Raw genomic sequence first — 18,396 nt, forward strand, 5'->3', positions numbered from 1 at the left:
GCCCCGCCGGGCGGGGCCCCCCCCCCGCCGGCCCCCCCGCGGGGGGGGGGGGGGGGGGGGGGGGGGGGGGGGGGGGGGGCGGGGGGGGGGGGGGGCGGGGCCCGCGGCGGTGGGGCGGCTCAGTAGAGGCCCAGGCCCCGGAAGATCCCCTGGATGTTGTTGCTGCTGCCCACCGACGAGCCGGAAGCGGAATTGGCGCTGTTGGTGGAGCCGTTGGTGCTGGAGAGGTTGCCGCTGTTGTTCGGGTTGCCGTGGTTGATGAAGTTGCCGCTGTTCAGGCTGTTGCCGCTGCGTACCGGACCGTTGATGCACGGGTGCGGCGACTTGAAGACCGGGGACTTGTAATTGAAGTCCGCCAGGCGGTTGTTGCAGACCACACCGGAGACCATGCCGGTGATGTCGCCGACGTCCGCGCCCACGGCGGCCGACAGCAGGGACTCGCCCGGAACGGTCACCGCCTGCGCGACCCCGGTACTGAGCAGCACCAGCCCGCACGCTCCGATCACACTTCCTGCCTGCGCAATTCTTCTCACGATGCTCCTCGCCTGTTCATCGTTCCGATGCCAGACGTATCGTGCTGCCGTTGGCCATCCGCGACGTCGTTCAACCCGCAGGGAGTAAAACGCCGGGCGGCCAGAATCAGCCGGGTGGCCCAACAACCCGTGAGCCCCCGGGCCGTTGGTGCCACGGCTGCGCAGGCGGACCGGAGAGCACCTCCGGGTGGTGGCCGGCGCCCCCGCGGGGCAGGAGCGCGGCCCCGGTCGTCACAGCACCAGCCGCTCCGGCATCGGCTGCTCCACACCGTCCAGCTCCAGCGTGCAGCGCGGCACGGAGGGCACCAGGCGTGGCTGGCGCAGCAGCACGCGGAACGGGTGCGCGGGCTGGTCGGGCAGCTCGCCGGTCAGGACGTTCATCCCCGGCTCGTGCTCCTTGCGGTACGCGACGACCTTGCCGTTGACCAGGAGCTCGATCTCGCCGTCCCGCCCGGGGCCGACGTTCACGGTGATCGAATGGCCGCCCTGATCCAGGTGGAAGTGGTGGCTGTGTCCCATGGCGCGCCTCCGTACTCCAGCGATCCCCCGTACTCCAGCCGTCCCCCGTACTCCAGCGGTCCCTCACTACCTCCAGCGTAGATTCCGCGAGCGACAATTGGGGTGGATGGCGACGACGATGAACGGATCATTCCGTGTGGGACAGGTTGTCGGGGTGCCGCTGCGGATGCACTGGAGCGTGCCCCTGCTGGTCGGCCTGTTCGCATTCGGGCTCGGCCGGCAGGCGCTGCCCGTCTGGACCCCGGGGCGCTCGTCCGCCGTCTACGCCCTGGCCGGGGTGGTGGGGGCCGCACTGCTGACCGGCAGCCTGCTGCTGCACGAGGCCGCCCATGCGGCGACCGCCCGCAGGAAGCAGATCCCGGTCGAGGACGTCACGCTGTGGGCGCTGGGCGGGATCACCCGGATGGGCCGGCCGCAGAGCGCGGGGGCGGCCTTCGCTGTGGCCGTCAGCGGCCCGCTGACCAGCCTGTTCCTGGGCGGCGCCGTGCTGGGTGCCGGCCTTGGGCTGGCACGGCTGGCCGGCTGGGCGGAGATCCCGGCCGTGGTCCTGGTGTGGCTGGGGTGGGCCAACCTCTTCCTCGGGGTCTTCAACCTGCTGCCCGCCGCTCCGCTCGACGGCGGCCGGGTGGTGCTGGCGCTGTGGTGGTGGCGTACCGGGGACCGTGAGCGGGCCGAGCTGGTGGCCTCCCGCAGCGGCCAGGTCATGGGCGTCCTGCTGGTCGCCGTCGGCTGGATCTCGGTGCTGCGCGGGTCTCCGGGCGGGTTGTGGATCGTCTTCGTCGGCCTCTTCATCATGGTCGTCGCCGGGGCGGAGCGGCGCCGGGCCTCGCTGCGCACCTCACTGCGGGGCGTCCGGGTCGCCGACGCGATGACCAGCCCGGTGATCACCGGAGCCGACTGGCTCACCGTCCGGCGCTTCATCGACGAGGTGGCGCTGCCCGCCCACCACTCCGCCCTCCCGCTGCTCGACTTCGAGGGCCGCCCCAGCGGTCTGGTCCAGCTCAGCCGGCTGGCGTCGGTACCGGGGCCGAGCCGGGAGACGCTGCGGGTGCGGGAGGCGGCGACCCCGCTGTCCCAGTGCGCCGTCGCCGCGCCCGACGAGTTGCTGAGCGACGCCCTCGACCGGCTCACCCTGCGCTCGGGCCCCCGTCTCCTCGTCGTGGACGCGGGCCGGCTGGTGGGGATCGTCACCGGTACGGACGTCTCCCGGCTGATGCGGCGGCGCAGCCTGAGTTCGAGCGGAACCGATGCCAGGACCGACGACTGAGAGAGGCGGACCCCCATGCCGTACATCACCGTGAGCGCCCTGAGCCATCCCGGTCTGCTGCGCGACCACAACGAGGACAGCCTGGTGGCCGGTCCGTGGACGCTGTGCGGGACGGTGACCGAGAACCCGCAGACGCTGGTCTTCCCGCTCGGCACCCCGCTCGTCGTGGCGGTCGCCGACGGCATCGGCGGCCAGCCGGCCGGCGAGGTGGCCAGCGCGCTGACCGTACGGCAGCTGGCCGCGGTCGGGCCGTCCCTGGACAGCGAGCAGGCCGTCCGGGAGGCCCTCGCGCTGTGCAACCGCGCGGTGTACGCGGCCGCCGGGCACGACCCCGACCTGCAGACGATGGGCACCACGGTCGCCGGCGCCGTCGTCCTCGCCGAGTCGCTGCTGGTCTTCAACGTCGGCGACAGCCGGGTGCTGAACGTCACCGGGGACGACCTGCGGCAGGTCAGTGTCGACGACAGCCCGCCGCTGGAGCCGGGCCGCCGCACCACCTCCCTGGTCACTCAGGCGCTCGGCGGCGCCCCGGAGTTCAGCGCCATCACCCCGCACGTCTCCAGCGCACCGCTCACCCCCGGCGACCGCTATCTGATCTGCACCGACGGCCTGACCGACCCGGTGCCCGAGGACGCCCTGGACACGCTGCTGCGGGCCCATGACACCGGCCGGGCCGCCTTCGAGCTCTGGCGCTGTGCCATCGAAGCCGGCGGCCCGGACAACATCACACTGGCGTTGGTCGGCATCGGGGACTGAGTCGGCCGGCATCGGGACTGAGGCGCGTCCGGGGCTGCGGGGGCGTCTGGGGCGTCTGGGGCGACAGCGGCGGCAGAGGCGGCCGGGACGGCGGGGGCGTCCGGCAACTGTGGGGGACTCCGGGGCTGGTGGGGTGCCCAGGACCGGTGGGGCAGGGGAACCCTGGTGGGCCGCACGACGTCTTCCGGCGTGTTGGTGTCGGCGGTCCGTGGAGGAACCGGTGGAGAGCAGAATATTGGGGGGCCGCTACGAGCTGGTGCAGCAGCTCGGGCACGGTGGGATGGGGACGGTCCACCGGGCCGTCGACCGCCGGCTACGCCGGACCGTCGCGGTGAAGACGCTCTCCGCCGAACTGGCGCTGCAGCCCGAGTTCCTCGCCCGGTTCCAGCGTGAGGCGCATGCCGCCGCCGCGCTCAACCACCCCGGCGTGGCCACCGTGCACGACGTCGGCGAGGACGCCGGCGGCGGGGCCGCCGAGCCCTACCTGGTGATGGAGTACGTCGAGGGCCGGCCGCTCAGCCAGGTGCTGCGGGAGGGCCGGCTGTCGGTCGACCGGGCGGCCGACGTCGTGGGGCAGGTGCTGGACGCGCTGGACCACAGCCACCGGCACGCCATCGTGCACCGGGACATCAAGCCCGCCAATGTGATGCTCACCGGCGCCGGCACGGTCAAGGTGGTCGACTTCGGCATCGCCAAGGCGCTCAGCGAGGTCGCCACCCGGCTGACCGGCACCGGGGTCGCGGTCGGCACGCCCGCCTACCTGGCCCCGGAGCAGATCAACGGCGCCGAGACCGACCACCGCACGGACCTGTACGCGGTGGGCTGTCTGCTCTACGAGCTGCTGACCGGGCGTCCCCCGTACACCGGGGACTCCCCGTTCTCGGTGATGCACCAGCACCTGTCCGCGGAACCGGTGCCGCCCTCGCGGCTGCGCCCGGAACTGCCGCCCGCGGTGGACGAGGTGATCCGGCGGGCACTGAGCAAGGACCGGGCGGAGCGGTTCGCCGATGCGGGCGCGATGCGCGCGGCGCTCGCGGAGGCGGCCCGGCCCGCGCCGGCCCCGACGCCCACCGCCCTCGACCCCCGGGCCGCGGCCCCGCAGCAGCCCCTGGCCCCGCAGCCGCCGCCGGCCGTGCAGCGCGCCCGCCGGCGGCCGGCCGGGGTGGTGTTCCGCCCCACGGCCGAGGGCGCGATCGCGCTGCTGGGCTGTCTGCTGTGCCTGGTGATCTCCCGCAGCGAGGTGATCGAGGTCGGTCAGTTCTCCCGGGTGGCGCTGCTGGCCGGGGTGGTCGGGGCGGTACTGCTGCTGTGGTCGGCGCGGCTGGCCTGTGCGGTGGTGTGGGGCCCGGTCGCCGAGGGGGTGGCCGTCTGGTCCGAGATGGCCCGCGGCTACGTCGGCTGGGACACCCACTACGTCGTGATCGCCCTGCTCCTGGCGGTGGTCTCCGCGCTCTGCTTCGTCGCCGGCTACCGGGACACCCGCTCCGGCGGCTTCGCGCTGGTGGCGTTCTGGTGCACCGGGCTCGGGGCGGTCTGGTTCTTCCTCGACGACCTGCGCAAGATCGGCGTCTTCTACGTCCTGCTGCTGGGCGTCACGCTCGCCATCGGCGCCCAGGTCCTCAAGGCCCGCACCCGGCTGTCGCAGGCCAGGGCACGGATGCCGGTACCGGGCACGGCGGCCGGGACGGACTGACCGCCGGGCAGGGGACGGCCGGCGCCCCGCCCGGCCGCCCGTTCGCCCCCGGAAAACCGCCTACTCCCCGGTCCCGGACCCGGCGTCGTCCGCTCCGGTGAGGCGGAGGGCGGCGACCGCCCCGCCCTCGGGGGCGTTGGAGAACCGCAGGGCTGCGCCGAGGACCCGGGCCTGCCCCATGGCGATGGTCAGCCCCAGGCCGTGCCCGGTCTTGCGGCCCTTGCCCGGATCGGTCTTGAAGCGCTGCGGGCCCTGGTCGAGGAGGTAGCCGGGGAATCCGTCGCCGTGGTCCCGGACGGTGATCAACGGCCCGTCGACGGTCAGCACCACCGGCGCCCGGCCGTGCTTGTGGGCGTTGGCGACGAGGTTGCCCAGGACCCGCTCCAGCCGGCGCTGGTCGGTCTCCACCCGGGCGTCGCGGACGATGCGGACCTCGGTGACGGTGCCGGTGGCCCGCACCGCGCGCTCGGCCAGCGGCCCCAGCGGGTGGAGGTCGAGCTCGGCCCGTTCGACCTGGGCATCGAGCCGGGAGATCTCCAGCAGGTCCTCGGTCAGCCGGCGCATGGTCGCGACCCGCTCCTGCACCATCTCGGTCGGGCGGCCGGGCGGCAACAGCTCGGCCGCGGCGTGCAGCCCGGTGAGCGGGGTGCGCAGCTCGTGGGAGACATCGGCGGTGAAGCGCTGCTCGCTGTGCAGCTTGGCCTGCAGGGTGGCGGCCATCGCATCGAGCGCCGCCGCCACCGCCGCGGCCTCGTCCTGGGCGTGCCCGGGTTGCCGCGCACGGGGGTCGCTCACCCGGGCGTCGAGGTCGCCGGTGCTGATCCGGCGCGCCACCCGGGCGGTGTGGTGCAGCCGGCGGGTGATGCGGGAGACCCCGACCAGCCCGACGAGCAGGGTCACGCCGATCGCGGCGGCCGAGGAGCCGATGATGGCCCGGTCAAGGCCCCGGGTGGCGGCGGCCCGGTCGCTGTAGTCGAGGCGTACGGCCAGCGCCCGGCCGCCGTCGACCGGCGCCACCGCCCACATCGTCGGCCGGCCGTGGTGGTCGGCGAGCTGGGTGCCGCGCTCCTTGTGCCGGGCCATCTCCCGCAGGGCGCGGGGCAGGTCCGGCGGGTCCACCGCGGTGTCGCGGCCCAGCGGTTCACCGGCGACGTAGGTGGCCACCGCGTTGTCCAGGTGGTCCAGCACCGCGCCGCGCGCCTGGCTCTCGGTCTGCCGGCCGACCAGCACGTGCACCAGGACGCCGAGCAGCGCGGCGAGGGTGCAGCACATGACGGTGATGAAGACGGCGAACTTCCAGTAGAGGGTCGCCGTCCAGGCGGGCAGCCGCAGCGCGGCCCGCGGCCGGGCGGCGCTCACCGCGTGCGCTCCGGCGACGGCGAGGAGACCGCGTGGTCGAACTCCACCGCCCGGATCTCCATCGTCCGCCGTCTCGCGTCCCAGGCGTAGACCGTGCGCATCTCGTACCCGGGCGAGCCGGTGGGCTCCCGCATGAGCACTTCGCCGTCCGCCACCTCCACCGACAGCGGGGTGCCGGCGGTGTCCAGGATCCGGTTCACCACCCCGTCGCGCAGCGTGTAGGCCCATATGGCCAGGGTGTGGCCGGTTCCCTCGATACCGACGATCAGCTCCGGCTTCCCGTCGTGCGTCAGGTCCTGGTACTCGGGGGCCCGCACCGGGCAGTGCACCCCCGCGGTGGTGCAGGCGTCGATCTTCCGCTCGGTGGCCCGGGAGAAGGCCGGCTCGTCTGCGCGACGGTCCGCGGTGTTCTGCGCCCGGACGACGGAGAGCACGTCGAGTTTCCGGATGTTCCCGGACCCCTCCCGGTGCAGCCCCGGGACCGGCGAGGGCCCGTCCTGGCCGCTCTTGTCCGTCGGGGGCTGCGGGGCGGGCGGCCGGTCGGGCCACAGCCGGGCCGGGGACGAGGCGACCTTGGTGGGACCGGCGTTCTCGGGCCGCCCGGTGCCCGTACACCCCGCCAGCGCCAGTGCCGCCCCCGCCACCGCGAGGACCAGCGAGGCGGCCCGGACCGGGCCGGGGACGGGCAGGGGGCGGGGGTGGGGCACGGGTACTTCCAGGGGCGCAGCCGGCAGGGTATGCGGATGATGATGCTTCCTGCCCCGTATTACAGCAATCCGGCGGTTGCGTTACGACCGGCCATAAGGAGGCGAACAGTGCCTTTACGCCGGTCCGTCGTGCGGGGCGGGGGCCGGTCGGCGCCCGGCCCTTCGCCGCGCCCGGGGAGCCGCTCCGGCGACGGCGCACGCGCCGACGGCGGCCAGGCACAGCCAGGCGAAGGCGTCGCCGATCCGGTCGTAGACGGTGGTGGTGCCGCGGACCGGCACCGCGGCCACCATCGTCTGCCGGCCGCTGGTGAAGTAGTCGGCGGACGCCAGCGGGCGGCCCTGCGCGTCGAAGGCGGCCGACAGCCCCTCGGAGTCCTGGCGCACCACCGCATAGCCGCCCTCGATGGCCCGCAGCGCGGCCTTCTGGGTGTGGGCGCGCCCGTACTCCTGCCAGTCGTGCGAGGGGACGAGCAGGATGTCGGCGGGCACCCGCATCAGGGCGGGGAAGTCGGCGTCGTAGCAGATGACGTTCGCCAGCCGGCCGTACGGCGTGCCGACGACGGGGACCTTGCCGTCACCGGGGACGAAGGGCTCCGAGCCGGGGATGGGGTGGGCCTTCTGGTAGGTCCACCGCACGGTGCCGGAGGGGTCGATCAGGAGCGCCTCGTCGCGGCCGGGACCGGTGGTGTCGTAGACCTCGACGCCGATTTCCAGGTAGATGCCCGAACGGCGGGCCTGGTGCCGGGCCGCGGCGAGGGTGGCGCGCTCGTCCGCCGCGAGCGTCTTGACGGCCTCCTCGGGCCAGACCACGATCTTCGCCCCGGCCTTCGCCTCCCGCGCGGTGGCGGCCAGCAGGCTGTCCCGTACCGCGGTCAGGGCCGGGCGGAGCGCGGCGGGGGAGGCGGCGCTCGCCCGGCGCCCGCCGGGTATCCGGGCGAGCGCCGCCTTCTGGGCGCGGATCGTCGCCGCGTCGGCGGTGACCCCGGCGATCCGCACGGTCGGTGCGTCGGGCGGGAAGAGGGCCAGCCGGGCCCCGCCGCCGAGCACGACCGCCAGCAGCGCCGCGGCACAGGTGGTGACGCCGGCCCGCGCCGCCCGCCACGAGCCGGTCTCCCAGAGCCGGTTGGCCGCGCCGGCGCACCAGCCGATCAGGAACCCGATCCCGTAGCAGCCGGTGACCGAGACGATCTGGAGCAGCGGCAGAGCGCCGTACTGGGTGGCCGCCAGGGCGCCGTAGGCGGTGCCGAACGGGGACAGCAGGGTGATCAGGAACTCCGCCCCGGCCACCGCGGAGGGGAAGAGGAGCATCGCCGCCCACGGGCGCAGCCGCCCCACCAGCAGCCGGTCCAGCAGGAACGGCAGGGTCAGCAGGGCGGCCAGGGCCACCGCCCCGCCCAGGGTGACGGGGCTGAACCCCATCGCCGACTCGAAGAGCCAGCACACCGCCGCCGCGGTCTGGGTCGCCCAGATCCACAGGGCGCCCGACCACGGGCGGGTGAGGCGGGTGAAGCGCAGCAGGAGGACCGGGAAGATCCAGGCCGCGGCGGCGATGTCCCAGCGGCCGCCGACCGCGAAGAAGTGCCCGGCGGTACCCAGCGCCAGCAGTGCGAAGCGCCGCCAACCAGGCGCCGGGGAACGGTCGTTGGCCATGGTGTGCATCGAACCCTTCGGTGTGGGGTGTCCGTTGGGGTCCGACGCTAGGAGCGCGCCCGCCCCCGGTCCGTCGTCCCGGGGGCCGATCCGCCGGGGGCCCGCGCACCCATGGATGCGTCCTCGGGGAGGAGTACGCCCCGCCCGGGGGTCGCTAGCCTTTCGGCCGGAGATGAACACACACCCGATGGCCGCCCTGCGCGGCGCCCGCCGCCGCCTGGCCGGCCGCCCGTGGGCCGCCGACCTGGCCCTCGGCGTCGGACTGACCGCCTTCGACGTGGTGACGCTGCTGCTCAGGGATCCGGCACCGGGCCCGGCCGGTGCGCTGCTCTGGGGGCTGCAGACCGTTCCGCTGTGCTGGCGGCGCAGCCGTCCGTGCGCGGTCCTGGGCGCGATGACCGCCGTCTTCGTCCTGTTCGAGGTGCTCGACCCGGTGCCGGGCAAGTTCCCCGGCCCCTACCTGCTGAGCCTCGCGGTGTTCGCGGTGGCCCGCTGCACGCCTTGGGCGGTGAGCCTGCCGGGCGCGGCGCTGTCGCTCCTCGTGGCGGTGGCGACGGACCTGCTGTGCGGACGCTCCGGGCCGCCCCATCCCGGTTCGCTGGAGCCGGTCACCGCCACCACCTTCGTCGCGTTCTACGGCGTCGCCTGGCTGCTGGGGTACGGACGGCGCCGGATCGGGCTCCAGGCGGGCCGGCTGAGCGAGCTCAACGCCCGGCTGCGCGCCGAACAGGAGACCAATGCGCGACAGGCCGTCATCGCCGAACGCGCCAGGATCGCCCGCGATCTGCACGATGTGGTCGCCCACCACGTCAGCGCCATCGCCCTGACCGCGCGGTCGACCGGGGAGGCGCTCGGCGACGGCCCTCCGGAGGGTCGGCAGGGGGTGGCGCGGATCGCCGAGACCGCCGACACCGCGCTGGTCGAGATGCACCGCATCCTCGGCCTGCTGGCGGCCGGTCGCGAGGACCTCGCGCCGGAGCCGTCACCGGCGGACCTCGGCCCGCTGGTCGACGCGGCGACCGCAGCCGGCTGCCGGGTGACCACCACCGTGGACGACGCGGTCGGCGGTCTGCCGCCCGCGGTCCGGGTGTCGGCCTACCGCATCGTCCAGGAGGCCCTGACCAATGTGCGCAAGCACGCCGGCCCCACCGACGTGGTGATCACCCTGCGCCGGGACGCGGCGGCGCTGACCATCGAGGCGGTGAACGGGCCGCCGGCCGCCGGGCACCGCCCGGTGCCCGGCTCGGGCCGCGGGCTGCTCGGCATCCGCGAACGCGTTGCGGCCTTCGACGGCACCGTGCACACCGGCCCGCATCCGCACGGCGGTTGGCAGGTCCGTGCGACCCTTCCGCTCGTCCCGGTGCCGGGAAGGGGGCCACTGTGACCATCGAGGTGCTGCTCGTCGACGACCAGGAGATGGTCCGGGACGCGCTGCGGGCGGTCGTCGAGCGCCGGGCGGACTTCCGGGTGGTGGGCGCAGCGGGCGACGGTGAACGGGCGGTGGCCCTGGCCCGTGAGCTCCGGCCCGACGTGGTGCTGATGGACGTCCGGATGCCGGGCATGACCGGTGTCGAGGCCACCCGGCGCATCCTCAGCGGCTGGCCGCATCCCGGGCCCCCGCCGCGGATCCTGGTCCTGACCACCTTCGACCTGGACGAGTATGTGCACTCCGCGCTGCGGGCCGGCGCCTGCGGCTTCCTGCTGAAGAACAGCCCGCCGGACCAACTCGCCCATGCCATCCGGGTGGTGGCCGCCGGCGGGGCCATGCTCGCCCCCAGCGTCACCCACCGGCTGATCGGCACCTTCACCGCGCTGCCCGCCGCACTGGTCCCCGGCACGCCGCCGGCGCCGGCCGGCCGCAGCCCGCTCCTGGACGTCCTCACCACCCGGGAACTGCAGGTCCTGGTCCTGGTCGGGCGGGGGCTCTCCAACCGGCAGATCGCCGATGAGCTCGGCCTGACCCAGGTCACGGTGAAGAGCCGGGTCCACCGCCTCCTGACCCGCCTCGGCCTGGACAACCGCGTCCAGGCCGCGCTCCTGGCCCACGAGGAGGGGCTGCTCGCGGACGGGGCGAGTCAGGGGCTTCACGGAGGGGACCTCTCAGGGTGACCTCTGCGGGGCAACGGGCCGTAGGTGCCGAAGAGTTGGCGGTGGTGGCACCGGGGTGGGGCCGCTCAGGGCCGCCGGTCCACAGCCCTACCGGCCGCTGAGGCGGATCCCCTTCACCGCGGTGTCGAAGGCCGGCCGGTACTGGTTCCACTGCGCGTCCGGCGCGGAGAGGTAGACCACGTACTGGGTGCCGTCCTGCCCGGAGAAGGCCAGCTCCACCGCCCGGTACCGGCGCTCCCGGCCGTTGAAGGTGAACTCCCAGTAGCCCGCGGGCCGTCCGCGGAACGTGGTGCGGCTCATCCGCACCCGCTCGTACCCCGGGTTGTCCCGGCGGGTCTGGGCTTCCTCGGTCTCCCGCCAGTGCCGGAGCGGATCGGACGCGGCGAACTCCACGACGTCGATCCGCAGGCCCACCAGCTTGCTCGGGTCGACGTACGCGACCTCGCTGCCGGGCGGATCCCGGCGGGTCCAGCCGTCCTGCACGGGGAGTGCGAAGCCCTGCCCCTCCTTCTCCAGGTGATAGCCGGCGGGCAGCGGTGGCGGTGGGGACGGGCTGGCGGACGGCCGGTTCCCGGCGGAGCGGGTCGTCGAAGGCCGGGCGTCCGCCGTGGCGCCGTCGCCGGTGAGCCACAGCAGCACGGCGCCCGTCGCGGCGGCGCCGGCGGCGGCCACCGCCGCCACCGGCACCAGCCAGCGGGCCCTGCGGCGCCCGGGCCGGTCCGGGCGCGCCTCGCGCACGGTGTCCGGCACCCGTTCCTGTCGGGTGAGTTCCTCGGTGGGGGCGCCACCCGCACCGGCCGCCCGCTCCAGGAGACGGCCGACCTCGGGGGCGTCCATGCGCTGCGTGGGGTCCTTGACCAGCAGCCCCTCGATCACCGGGCCCAGGGCGCCGGCGTCGCGCGGCGGGGGGTGGTCCTCGGCGGCGATGGCGTACGCCGTCTCGATCGCGGTGTCCCGGCGGAACGGCGGGCGCCCCTCGACCGCCTGGTACAGCGTTGCTCCCAGGGACCACAGGTCGCTGGCCGGACCGGGCTCGCCCATCGAGCTGCGCAGGCGCTCCGGTGCGAGGTACTGGATCGAGCCGACCAGCTCTCCGGTCCGGGTCAGCGACGGCGTCCCGGGCTCCACGGCGATCCCGAAGTCGGTGAGGACGATCCGGCCGTCGTGCCCCAGGAGGACGTTGGCGGGCTTGACGTCGCGGTGCAGCACCCCGGCGTCGTGCGCGGCGCGCAGCGCCGCGGCCATCGCGCCGCCGATCCGGGCCGCCTCCTGCGGCGGCAGCGCACCCTGCCGCTTGAGGAGGTCGCTCAGGGTCAGCGAGGGGACGTACTCCATGACGATGCACGGCAGGCCCTCGTCGTCGACCACGTCGTGCACCACGATCACATGGGGGTGGGTGATCCGGGCCGCACTGCGCGCCTCGCGCCGGGTCCGCTCGTGGAGGGTGCGTACCTCGTCGTCCTGGAGGTGCGGCGGCACATGGAGCTTCTTCACGGCGACATGGCGCCCGAGGACCTCGTCCTCGGCCCGCCAGACGGTGCCCATACCGCCCTTTCCCAGCCGCTCGACCAGCCGGTACCGCTGGGCTATGAGCCGCCCCGGTTCGGACACCGCCGGACCTCCTTCTCGGCGCGCCGCGCCAACAGATTGCGGGAGCACCTTAGCTCCTGCCCATGAAGGGCCGGCACACCGGATTTACCGGTTCCGCATGGCCCGCCGGGCGGGGGAAGGCCGGGCCCCGCCGTGGTCGGCCGGCGCCGTGCGGGACCGTACGGGGCCTCGCCCGGGCGGCGGAGGCGGTCCGTCCGGTTCGGCGGAGGTGCGGGGCGCGCCCGGCCGCCAGGGTCGGAGTGGAGCAACGTCCCGTGGGGGTACCGGACTTCCCGCGTACGGCCTGGACCTCTCGTCCGGGGGACGGCGGGGGACGCTGTCACGAGGCATGGCGCGCCGGCCGCCGACGGGCCGGTGGCCGAGGGCGGTTACCGGCTGCCGGGCGAGGGCTCGCCGTACTGAACGGCTGGTGCCGCAGGGGCCAGGGACATCGCAGGTGCAGCTGGTTTCACAGGTGCAGCCGGTGTCACACGTGTAGCTGGTGTCACTGGTGCAGCCGGTGTCACAGGTGCCGCGGGTGTCACGGGACGCAGACAAGTCCCAGCAGGCACACCTGATTCGGGTCCGACGGCTGTCCGGCCGCCGGCGGCGTCTGTGCCGGCTGCGTGGCGGGCGCCGACGTGTCACCGGAGGACCCCGACGACCCCGACGACCCGGAGGAGCCCGAGGAGCCGGAACCCGAGGAGGGGGCCTGCGAGCGGGACCCGCCGGTGGAGGTGGAGCCGCTCGAACGCGGCGCCGCGGCGGGGGCGGTGTCGTGGTGCGCCGTGGCGGCCGGTGCGGACGCGGTGTGCGGGGCCGCCGCCGGCGCCGTGGAGGGGTGGGCCGGGGCGGCGGACTGCGGCGTCCGGCCGGCCGCGGCCGCCGGGGCGGTGACGGCGCGCTCGTGCTGCCGGCCGGCCTCCGACGGGCGGGAGTCGAGGTGCCGGGAGGCCCGGGAGTCCGGGCGGTCCGAGGCCGCCCCGGAGTACGGGGTCCGCGGTGTGCCGGAGAGTTCGGGGTCGGGCGCCGCGGCCGCATGGGTCTGGCCGGTGGACGGCTTGGACGGCAGCAGCGACACCGTCAGGGCGCCGCCGGCCAGCGCGAAGGCCGTGGCCGCTGCGGCCCGACGCCGGTGCTTCTTCCACCGCGCCAGTTGCCGGCGGCGGGCCGCCCGGCCCTGCCCGGTGGCCGAGCCGTCCCGGGAGCCGGCGGCGGCGACCACGGTGGCGTCGGCGTCGGGGCCCTCGGCGGGATCGGCGGCACGCTCCGCCGCGGCTCCCGCGGCTCCCGCGGCTCCCGCAGCTCCCGCGGCGCCGACGGGGGCCGCCGGTGCGTCGAAGTCGGGGGCGTCCGTGTCGTACGGGGCACCGGTGGCGAAGGTCCCCGCCGTGGACCAGGGGTCCCACCCGGCAAGGGCATCGGCCGCGGTCCCGGCCGTGGTGCCAGCCGTGGCGCCGGTCGGGGTGCCAGCCGCGGTGTCGGTCGTGGCAGTGGCCGAGGCCGCGGACGTGGCGCCGCGCCGGTGGCGGCCGAAGGGGGTGATATCCGGGGCGTAATCGCCACATCCCGGGCAGACCAGGGCCCCGTTGAGGTTCCGGTGGCACGAAGAGCAGTAGTCCATCTGCGATCTTTCTCTGCTGACCGCGCCCCCAGGGGCGCCGGAGACCTGTTCACATTCGCACGAGCGAACGAGCGGCCAGCAACGTTAACGGCACGGACCGAAGGCATCGAGCAGAGCATGTGAGGCTTCCGTGCAGATTCCCCGACCCCGGCCCCGTGCGCTCCCGACATGTCGCCACGAATGCCGGGATGCTCCGCCGGGCTTCGGGACGGCCCGCCCGCTCCGTGCGGCGGTGCACCGGCCTCGGTGTCCCGTCCGCGCCAGCACAGGGCGGATACGGGGGGTACGGCTCCGGCCACGGTGGGTGCGCGTCAGGGCCCCGCGCCGTCGAGTCGCCGGGGGCGCCGACGGTGGCCAGCATGGAAGGAGCAGAAGCGTTCTGCTACCTGTCCGGGAGGTGACGTGTGATGACCCTGCCCATACGCCGGCACGGGAATCCCGCGGAGCGCGGACTCCGCTGGCCCGAGCCGATGGCGGCCGACTTCGAGGACCTCTTCGACCGGATGAACCGGTTCCTGGAGTCCGCCTCGATCCCGCCGTCCCTGACCGAGGCGACGACCTGGGCCCCGCTGGCGGACCTGCACGAGACCGACGAGGCGTACCGGGTCGAGTGCGAACTGCCCGGCCTGCGCCGCGAGGACATCGATGTCGAGGTCGGCGAGCACGAGCTGAGCATCTCCGGAGACCTGAAGGAGCGCGAGCGGGAAGGCGTGCTGCGCCGCCGCGGCCGCCCCACCGGGCGCTTCGTCTACCGGGCCCTGCTGCCCATGGACGTCAAGGCCGACGAGGTCACCGCGCAGCTCTCCGACGGAGTGCTCACCGTGACCATTCCGAAGGCGCAGACGGCCAAGCCGCGCCACATCGAGATCCAGGGCTGACCCGTCGGGCGGCCGCTCGACGGCCGGGCCGCTCACCGGCCGGAGCCGCTCACCGCCGTACGGGGCGCGTACCGGCCGTACGGGCCGCTCACCGGCCACCCGGCCCGCTCACCGGCCGCCCAGCCCCTCGCCCGGCTCGGGCACGGGCGCCGCCGCCGGGGGAGGGCACCGGCGCCCGACGGGCCGCCCCGCGCCAAGGGAGCCGTCAGTGATCACCGCAGTCCGCCTGCCGGCGCGGCACGCCACCCGCTCGGCGAAGCCGGGGCCCCCGCGCGAGCCGCCCAAGCCCTCCACCACACCGCCCCGCCCCGGGTGGCGGCCCTGGCTGCTGCCGCTCGCCCTGCTGATCATGTTCGTGATCATCCTCGGCAGGTCCCAGACCCCGCCCGGAACCGCCTTCTCCTACAGTCACTTCCTCGGCAAGGTGGACACCGGCCAGGTCAGGACGGTCGACATCAACGACAAGGGGAACGTCAGCGGCACCCTCAAGGACGGCCGGAAGTTCACCACCCGCATCCCGACCGCACTGGACAACGGCGGCCTCGAACAGGAGCTGCGCGCCCAGAAGGTGGACATCACCGCGTCCGGCGGCGGGGGCGGCAGCTGGCCGGTGACGCTGCTGGCGGTGCTGCTGCCCTTGGTGCTGCTCGGTGCGCTGTTCCTGTGGACCGGACGGCAGGCGGCGCGCACGCTCTCCGGCGGGCTCACCGGGATCGGCCGCTCCCGGGCCAAGATCATCGAGGCCGAGCGCCCGACCACCCGCTTCCCTGATGTCGCCGGGTACGAGGGCGTCAAACAGGAGATCAGCGAGGTCGTGGACTTCCTGCGGCACCCCGAGCGGTACGCGGTGGTCGGTGCCAAGGGCCCGCGCGGGGTGCTGATGGTCGGCCCGCCGGGCACCGGCAAGACCCTGCTCGCCCGGGCGGTTGCCGGTGAGGCCGAGGTGCCGTTCTTGTCGGTGACCGGATCGGGGTTCGTGGAGATGTTCGTCGGGGTCGGCGCCTCCCGGGTGCGTGACCTGTTCGCCGAGGCCCGCAAGCGCGCTCCCTCGATCATCTTCATCGACGAGATCGACGCCGTCGGCAGCCGCCGCGGCGGGGTGCGGCTGGGCGGCAACGACGAGCGCGAGCAGACCCTCAACCAACTCCTCGCCGAGATGGACGGCTTCGACCAGAGCAGCGGCATCGTCGTGCTCGCCGCGACCAACCGTCCCGAGGCGCTCGACACGGCGCTGCTGCGGCCCGGCCGCTTCGACCGGCATGTGACCGTACCGCTGCCCAACCAGACCGAGCGCGCAGCGATCCTGAACGTCCACGCCCGCGGCAAGAAGCTGTCGTCCGACGTCGAATGGGGCGTCATCGCACGGGCCACCCCGGGCTTCTCCGGCGCGGACCTCGCCAACCTCGTCAACGAGGCCGCCATCCACGCGGTGCGCTCCGGCGGCTCGGTGATCACCGCCCGCGACCTGGACGACGCCCGGGACCGGGTGCTGCTCGGGCGGCGGGAGACCTCCAACGCGCTGCTCCCCGAGGAGCGGCACGCGGTCGCCGTCCACGAGTCCGGCCACGCGCTGGTCGCCGCCCTGTGCGAGCACGCCGACCCAGTGGCCAAGGTGACGATCCTGCCCTCCGGCCCCGCCCTGGGCGCCACCGAGCAGCTCCCCGAGGCCGAGCGCCACCTCTACAGCGAGGGCTATCTGACCGATCTGCTGACCGTCCGCCTGGGCGGCCGGGCCGCCGAACTCGTCGCCCTGGGCGAGGGCTCAACCGGTGCCGCCGACGATCTGGCCGGCGCCACCCAGATCGCCGGCCGGATGGTCCGCGACTTCGGGTTGTCGCCCGCCCTCGGCCCGGTCGGTTACGCATCGGGCGCCCCGCGTCACCTCGGCGAGGAGCCCCCGGGCGACACCCTGCACCGGCCCTACTCGGAGCAGACCCAGCGGCTGATCGACGAGGAGGTCGCCCGCCTGGTCCGGCAGGCCGAGCAGCGCGCGCTCGGCCTGCTGCGCGACCACCGGACGGCCCTGGAGAGGCTCGCCGAGCTGCTGACCACCCGCGAGACCGTCGGGGGCTCCGTCGTCCTGGACGTCCTGCGGGAGCACCCCGGGTCGGCCGCGGGGGAGGGCCCGGCGGCGGACGGTCCTCCCACCGCGCCGGCGCCGTAACCGGGGGCTCCGGGCGTACGTCGGGCACCGGGCGGCCGGTGGGCTCCGGGCGTACGTCGGACACGGGGCGGCCGGTGGGTACCGGGCGCGCGGTGGGCACCCGGGCGGTCGCCGGGCACGAGGCACCCGGTGGGCCCCGGCCCCCCCGCGGGACCGCCCGGCGGGACCCGCAAGATCGTCATGCGGTCCCGGCGGGTGCCCGCACACTGGAAGCAGAGGCCGAAAGGCGTGTGCGAGGGAACACCGACGTGGCAGGGAAGGGTGAGCGGCGATGCAGGTAAAGGCGGGCGACGTCCTGCGGTTCACCGGACGGGTGGTCGGAACGCCGGAGCACCGGGCCGTCGTGCTGGAAGTGCTCGGGCCGCACGGGGAACCCCCGTACCGGGTGCGCTACGACGACGGCCATGAGACGGAGATCTTCCCCGGCCCCGGCTGCGTGCTCGACACCGATGCGGCGGCGCACCCGGCCGAACGCACCCACCGCGCACACCGCGAACACACGGTGTAGAGCCGATGGGACGGCGTACGGCGGCGGCCCGGCACCAGGGCCCGTCCACCGAACCCGGCACGCCCGGACCGGCTGCGGCATCCCGTGCCCCCGGCCCGTCCGGACAACCCGTGCACCCCAACGGCCGCCCCGGCGGACGGCTACCGCCCCACAAAAAGGAGCCCAAGCGCCCCGTCCGGACCATCCGCGTCCGCAGCCTCTTCGGCTGACGGCCCACCGGACTCCCCCTGGCCGTACGGCGATCCACCCGCGCCGCCCCGCCCGGCTCGGCGCCGACCTGCTGCGCGCCGCCCCGCCTCGCTCGGCCCCGTCGTGCTGCGCGCCGCCCCGCTCCGTGCCGACTGCTCCGTGCCGACTCGCTCCGGCGGCCCGCATGCTGCCCGCGGGCCCGGCCGTTGACACGCCTACCATGTGACCCGTGAGCATCCGCCGGCACACCTCGCCCCCGCAGCCGAGGCTGCGGCCGAAGGTGCTGCTCGTACTCACCGTGCTGGCCGGTCTGTTGGGCATGCACGGCGTGGGCAACGCCAGCCCCCTGCCGTCCGCCCACCCCACGACGCACAGCGCCCACCAGCTCGGTACGGCGGGTCCCGAAGGGTGCCATGGAATCCCGGCCGCCCGGGGCGAGGCCAAGAGCCACACCAAGGGCCACACCACAGGCCACGCCGCGGCCCCCAGCAAGGGGCACGGGGGTCGCCTCGGCGACGGTCACGGAGACAGCCCTGGCGGCGGTCACGGCAGTCACGCCGATCCGACCTGCGCCTCCGGTGCGATTCCCGGTAGCCCCGCCTCCCCCGTATTGGCCGCTTCCCTGACCGGCCAGGCCGACACCGTGGCGCGGCCCACGGGCCGGGCGGCACCCGAGGCGGCCGGTGCCCGTGCCCCGCCCACCCTCGCCCAGCTCCAGATCCTGCGGATATAGGAAGACGCCCCCGCGGCGCAGCACCCCTGCCTGCCCGGCACGTCCGTCCCCTGCCTTCCTGCCCGACCCGGCGCAGCCCAGCAGGTACGGACGGTCCGCGTCGCGGCCACGTATGCC

The 18,396-nt window shown here is 75.0% G+C and carries 16 protein-coding genes; 9 read left to right on the forward strand and 7 right to left on the reverse strand.

Going from position 1 to position 18,396, the window contains the following annotated elements:
• Positions 1-119: 119 nt before the first annotated feature.
• Positions 120-533: a hypothetical protein gene (locus AB0G84_RS28835; protein WP_361326950.1), complete on the reverse strand. Its 414-nt coding sequence runs from the start codon at positions 531-533 to the stop codon at positions 120-122.
• A gap of 231 nt (positions 534-764) precedes the next feature.
• Entirely contained in the window at positions 765-1,052 is a 288-nt protein-coding gene (locus AB0G84_RS28840; protein ID WP_361326954.1) for a hypothetical protein, read from the reverse strand.
• Positions 1,053-1,170: 118 nt separating this feature from the next.
• Between AB0G84_RS28840 and AB0G84_RS28845 the strand changes: the two genes are divergently transcribed.
• The 3 genes from AB0G84_RS28845 to AB0G84_RS28855 all read left to right on the forward strand — a co-directional run bounded on the left by AB0G84_RS28845 (position 1,171) and on the right by AB0G84_RS28855 (position 4,768).
• Positions 1,171-2,319 carry a site-2 protease family protein gene (locus tag AB0G84_RS28845; protein WP_361327232.1) on the forward strand — a complete coding sequence of 383 codons (1,149 nt, stop codon included), beginning with the start codon at positions 1,171-1,173 and terminating at the stop codon, positions 2,317-2,319.
• Between the two features lie 15 nt (positions 2,320-2,334).
• On the forward strand, positions 2,335-3,075 hold the full coding sequence (locus tag AB0G84_RS28850; RefSeq protein WP_361326957.1) for a PP2C family serine/threonine-protein phosphatase: 741 nt from the start codon (positions 2,335-2,337) through the stop codon (positions 3,073-3,075).
• A gap of 220 nt (positions 3,076-3,295) precedes the next feature.
• On the forward strand, positions 3,296-4,768 hold the full coding sequence (locus tag AB0G84_RS28855) for a protein kinase (RefSeq protein ID WP_361326960.1): 1,473 nt from the start codon (positions 3,296-3,298) through the stop codon (positions 4,766-4,768).
• A 60-nt stretch (positions 4,769-4,828) separates the two neighbouring features.
• Here the strand turns inward: AB0G84_RS28855 and AB0G84_RS28860 are convergent, their stop codons facing one another.
• The 3 genes from AB0G84_RS28860 to AB0G84_RS28870 form a co-directional block, all read right to left on the reverse strand.
• Positions 4,829-6,127, reverse strand: coding sequence for a HAMP domain-containing sensor histidine kinase (locus AB0G84_RS28860; protein ID WP_361326963.1), 1,299 nt, complete (start codon positions 6,125-6,127; stop codon positions 4,829-4,831).
• Entirely contained in the window at positions 6,124-6,834 is a 711-nt protein-coding gene (locus AB0G84_RS28865; protein WP_361326966.1) for a hypothetical protein, read from the reverse strand. Before AB0G84_RS28865 ends, AB0G84_RS28860 begins: the two co-directional genes overlap by 4 nt.
• A 114-nt stretch (positions 6,835-6,948) precedes the next feature.
• On the reverse strand, positions 6,949-8,484 hold the full coding sequence (locus AB0G84_RS28870) for a nitrilase-related carbon-nitrogen hydrolase (protein ID WP_361326968.1): 1,536 nt from the start codon (positions 8,482-8,484) through the stop codon (positions 6,949-6,951).
• A gap of 172 nt (positions 8,485-8,656) precedes the next feature.
• Here AB0G84_RS28870 and AB0G84_RS28875 point away from each other — a divergent pair, with 172 nt between their 5' ends.
• The gene (locus AB0G84_RS28875; RefSeq protein WP_361326971.1) at positions 8,657-9,868 is read left to right on the forward strand and encodes a sensor histidine kinase; all 1,212 of its coding nucleotides are present in this window, start codon (positions 8,657-8,659) and stop codon (positions 9,866-9,868) included.
• Positions 9,865-10,593: a response regulator transcription factor gene (locus tag AB0G84_RS28880; RefSeq protein WP_361326974.1), complete on the forward strand. Its 729-nt coding sequence runs from the start codon at positions 9,865-9,867 to the stop codon at positions 10,591-10,593. The genes AB0G84_RS28875 and AB0G84_RS28880 overlap by 4 nt, the downstream gene beginning before the upstream one ends.
• A gap of 87 nt (positions 10,594-10,680) precedes the next feature.
• Here AB0G84_RS28880 and AB0G84_RS28885 read toward each other — a convergent pair whose 3' ends face one another.
• Both AB0G84_RS28885 and AB0G84_RS28890 read right to left on the reverse strand, forming a co-directional pair.
• Complete coding sequence (locus AB0G84_RS28885; protein WP_361326977.1) at positions 10,681-12,204, reverse strand: serine/threonine-protein kinase; 1,524 nt, start codon at positions 12,202-12,204, stop codon at positions 10,681-10,683.
• A gap of 520 nt (positions 12,205-12,724) precedes the next feature.
• The gene (locus tag AB0G84_RS28890) at positions 12,725-13,807 is read right to left on the reverse strand and encodes a hypothetical protein (protein ID WP_361326980.1); all 1,083 of its coding nucleotides are present in this window, start codon (positions 13,805-13,807) and stop codon (positions 12,725-12,727) included.
• Positions 13,808-14,214: 407 nt separating this feature from the next.
• Between AB0G84_RS28890 and AB0G84_RS28895 the strand changes: the two genes are divergently transcribed.
• The 4 genes from AB0G84_RS28895 (at position 14,215) to AB0G84_RS28910 (ending at position 18,279) form a co-directional block, all read left to right on the forward strand.
• On the forward strand, positions 14,215-14,685 hold the full coding sequence (locus AB0G84_RS28895) for an Hsp20/alpha crystallin family protein (RefSeq protein ID WP_361326983.1): 471 nt from the start codon (positions 14,215-14,217) through the stop codon (positions 14,683-14,685).
• 208 nt (positions 14,686-14,893) lie between these two features.
• Positions 14,894-16,849, forward strand: a complete 1,956-nt coding sequence (gene ftsH / locus AB0G84_RS28900; RefSeq protein ID WP_361326986.1) for an ATP-dependent zinc metalloprotease FtsH — start codon at positions 14,894-14,896, stop codon at positions 16,847-16,849.
• Positions 16,850-17,120: 271 nt separating this feature from the next.
• Positions 17,121-17,357 (forward strand): DUF1918 domain-containing protein, encoded by a 237-nt coding sequence (locus tag AB0G84_RS28905; RefSeq protein ID WP_361326989.1) that lies wholly within the window; start codon positions 17,121-17,123, stop codon positions 17,355-17,357.
• Between the two features lie 418 nt (positions 17,358-17,775).
• A complete protein-coding gene (locus AB0G84_RS28910; protein WP_361326992.1) occupies positions 17,776-18,279 on the forward strand; it encodes a DUF6153 family protein in 504 nt (167 codons plus the stop codon).
• The last annotated feature ends 117 nt before the right edge of the window (positions 18,280-18,396 follow it).

The organism is Streptomyces sp. NPDC020742, assembly GCF_040641675.1.
Classification (GTDB): Bacteria; Actinomycetota; Actinomycetes; order Streptomycetales; family Streptomycetaceae; genus Streptomyces.

Bases quoted from the DNA above. Each gene is read 5' to 3' on its own strand.
- AB0G84_RS28850 (WP_361326957.1), top strand. From the start codon at position 2,335: ATGCCGTACATCACCGTGAGCGCCCTGAGCCATCCCGGTCTGCTGCGC.
- AB0G84_RS28870 (WP_361326968.1), bottom strand. From the start codon at position 8,484: ATGGCCAACGACCGTTCCCCGGCGCCTGGTTGGCGGCGCTTCGCACTG.
- AB0G84_RS28905 (WP_361326989.1), top strand. From the start codon at position 17,121: ATGCAGGTAAAGGCGGGCGACGTCCTGCGGTTCACCGGACGGGTGGTC.
- AB0G84_RS28890 (WP_361326980.1), bottom strand. From the start codon at position 13,807: ATGGACTACTGCTCTTCGTGCCACCGGAACCTCAACGGGGCCCTGGTC.
- AB0G84_RS28875 (WP_361326971.1), top strand. From the start codon at position 8,657: ATGAACACACACCCGATGGCCGCCCTGCGCGGCGCCCGCCGCCGCCTG.
- AB0G84_RS28840 (WP_361326954.1), bottom strand. From the start codon at position 1,052: ATGGGACACAGCCACCACTTCCACCTGGATCAGGGCGGCCATTCGATC.
- AB0G84_RS28845 (WP_361327232.1), top strand. From the start codon at position 1,171: ATGAACGGATCATTCCGTGTGGGACAGGTTGTCGGGGTGCCGCTGCGG.
- AB0G84_RS28895 (WP_361326983.1), top strand. From the start codon at position 14,215: ATGACCCTGCCCATACGCCGGCACGGGAATCCCGCGGAGCGCGGACTC.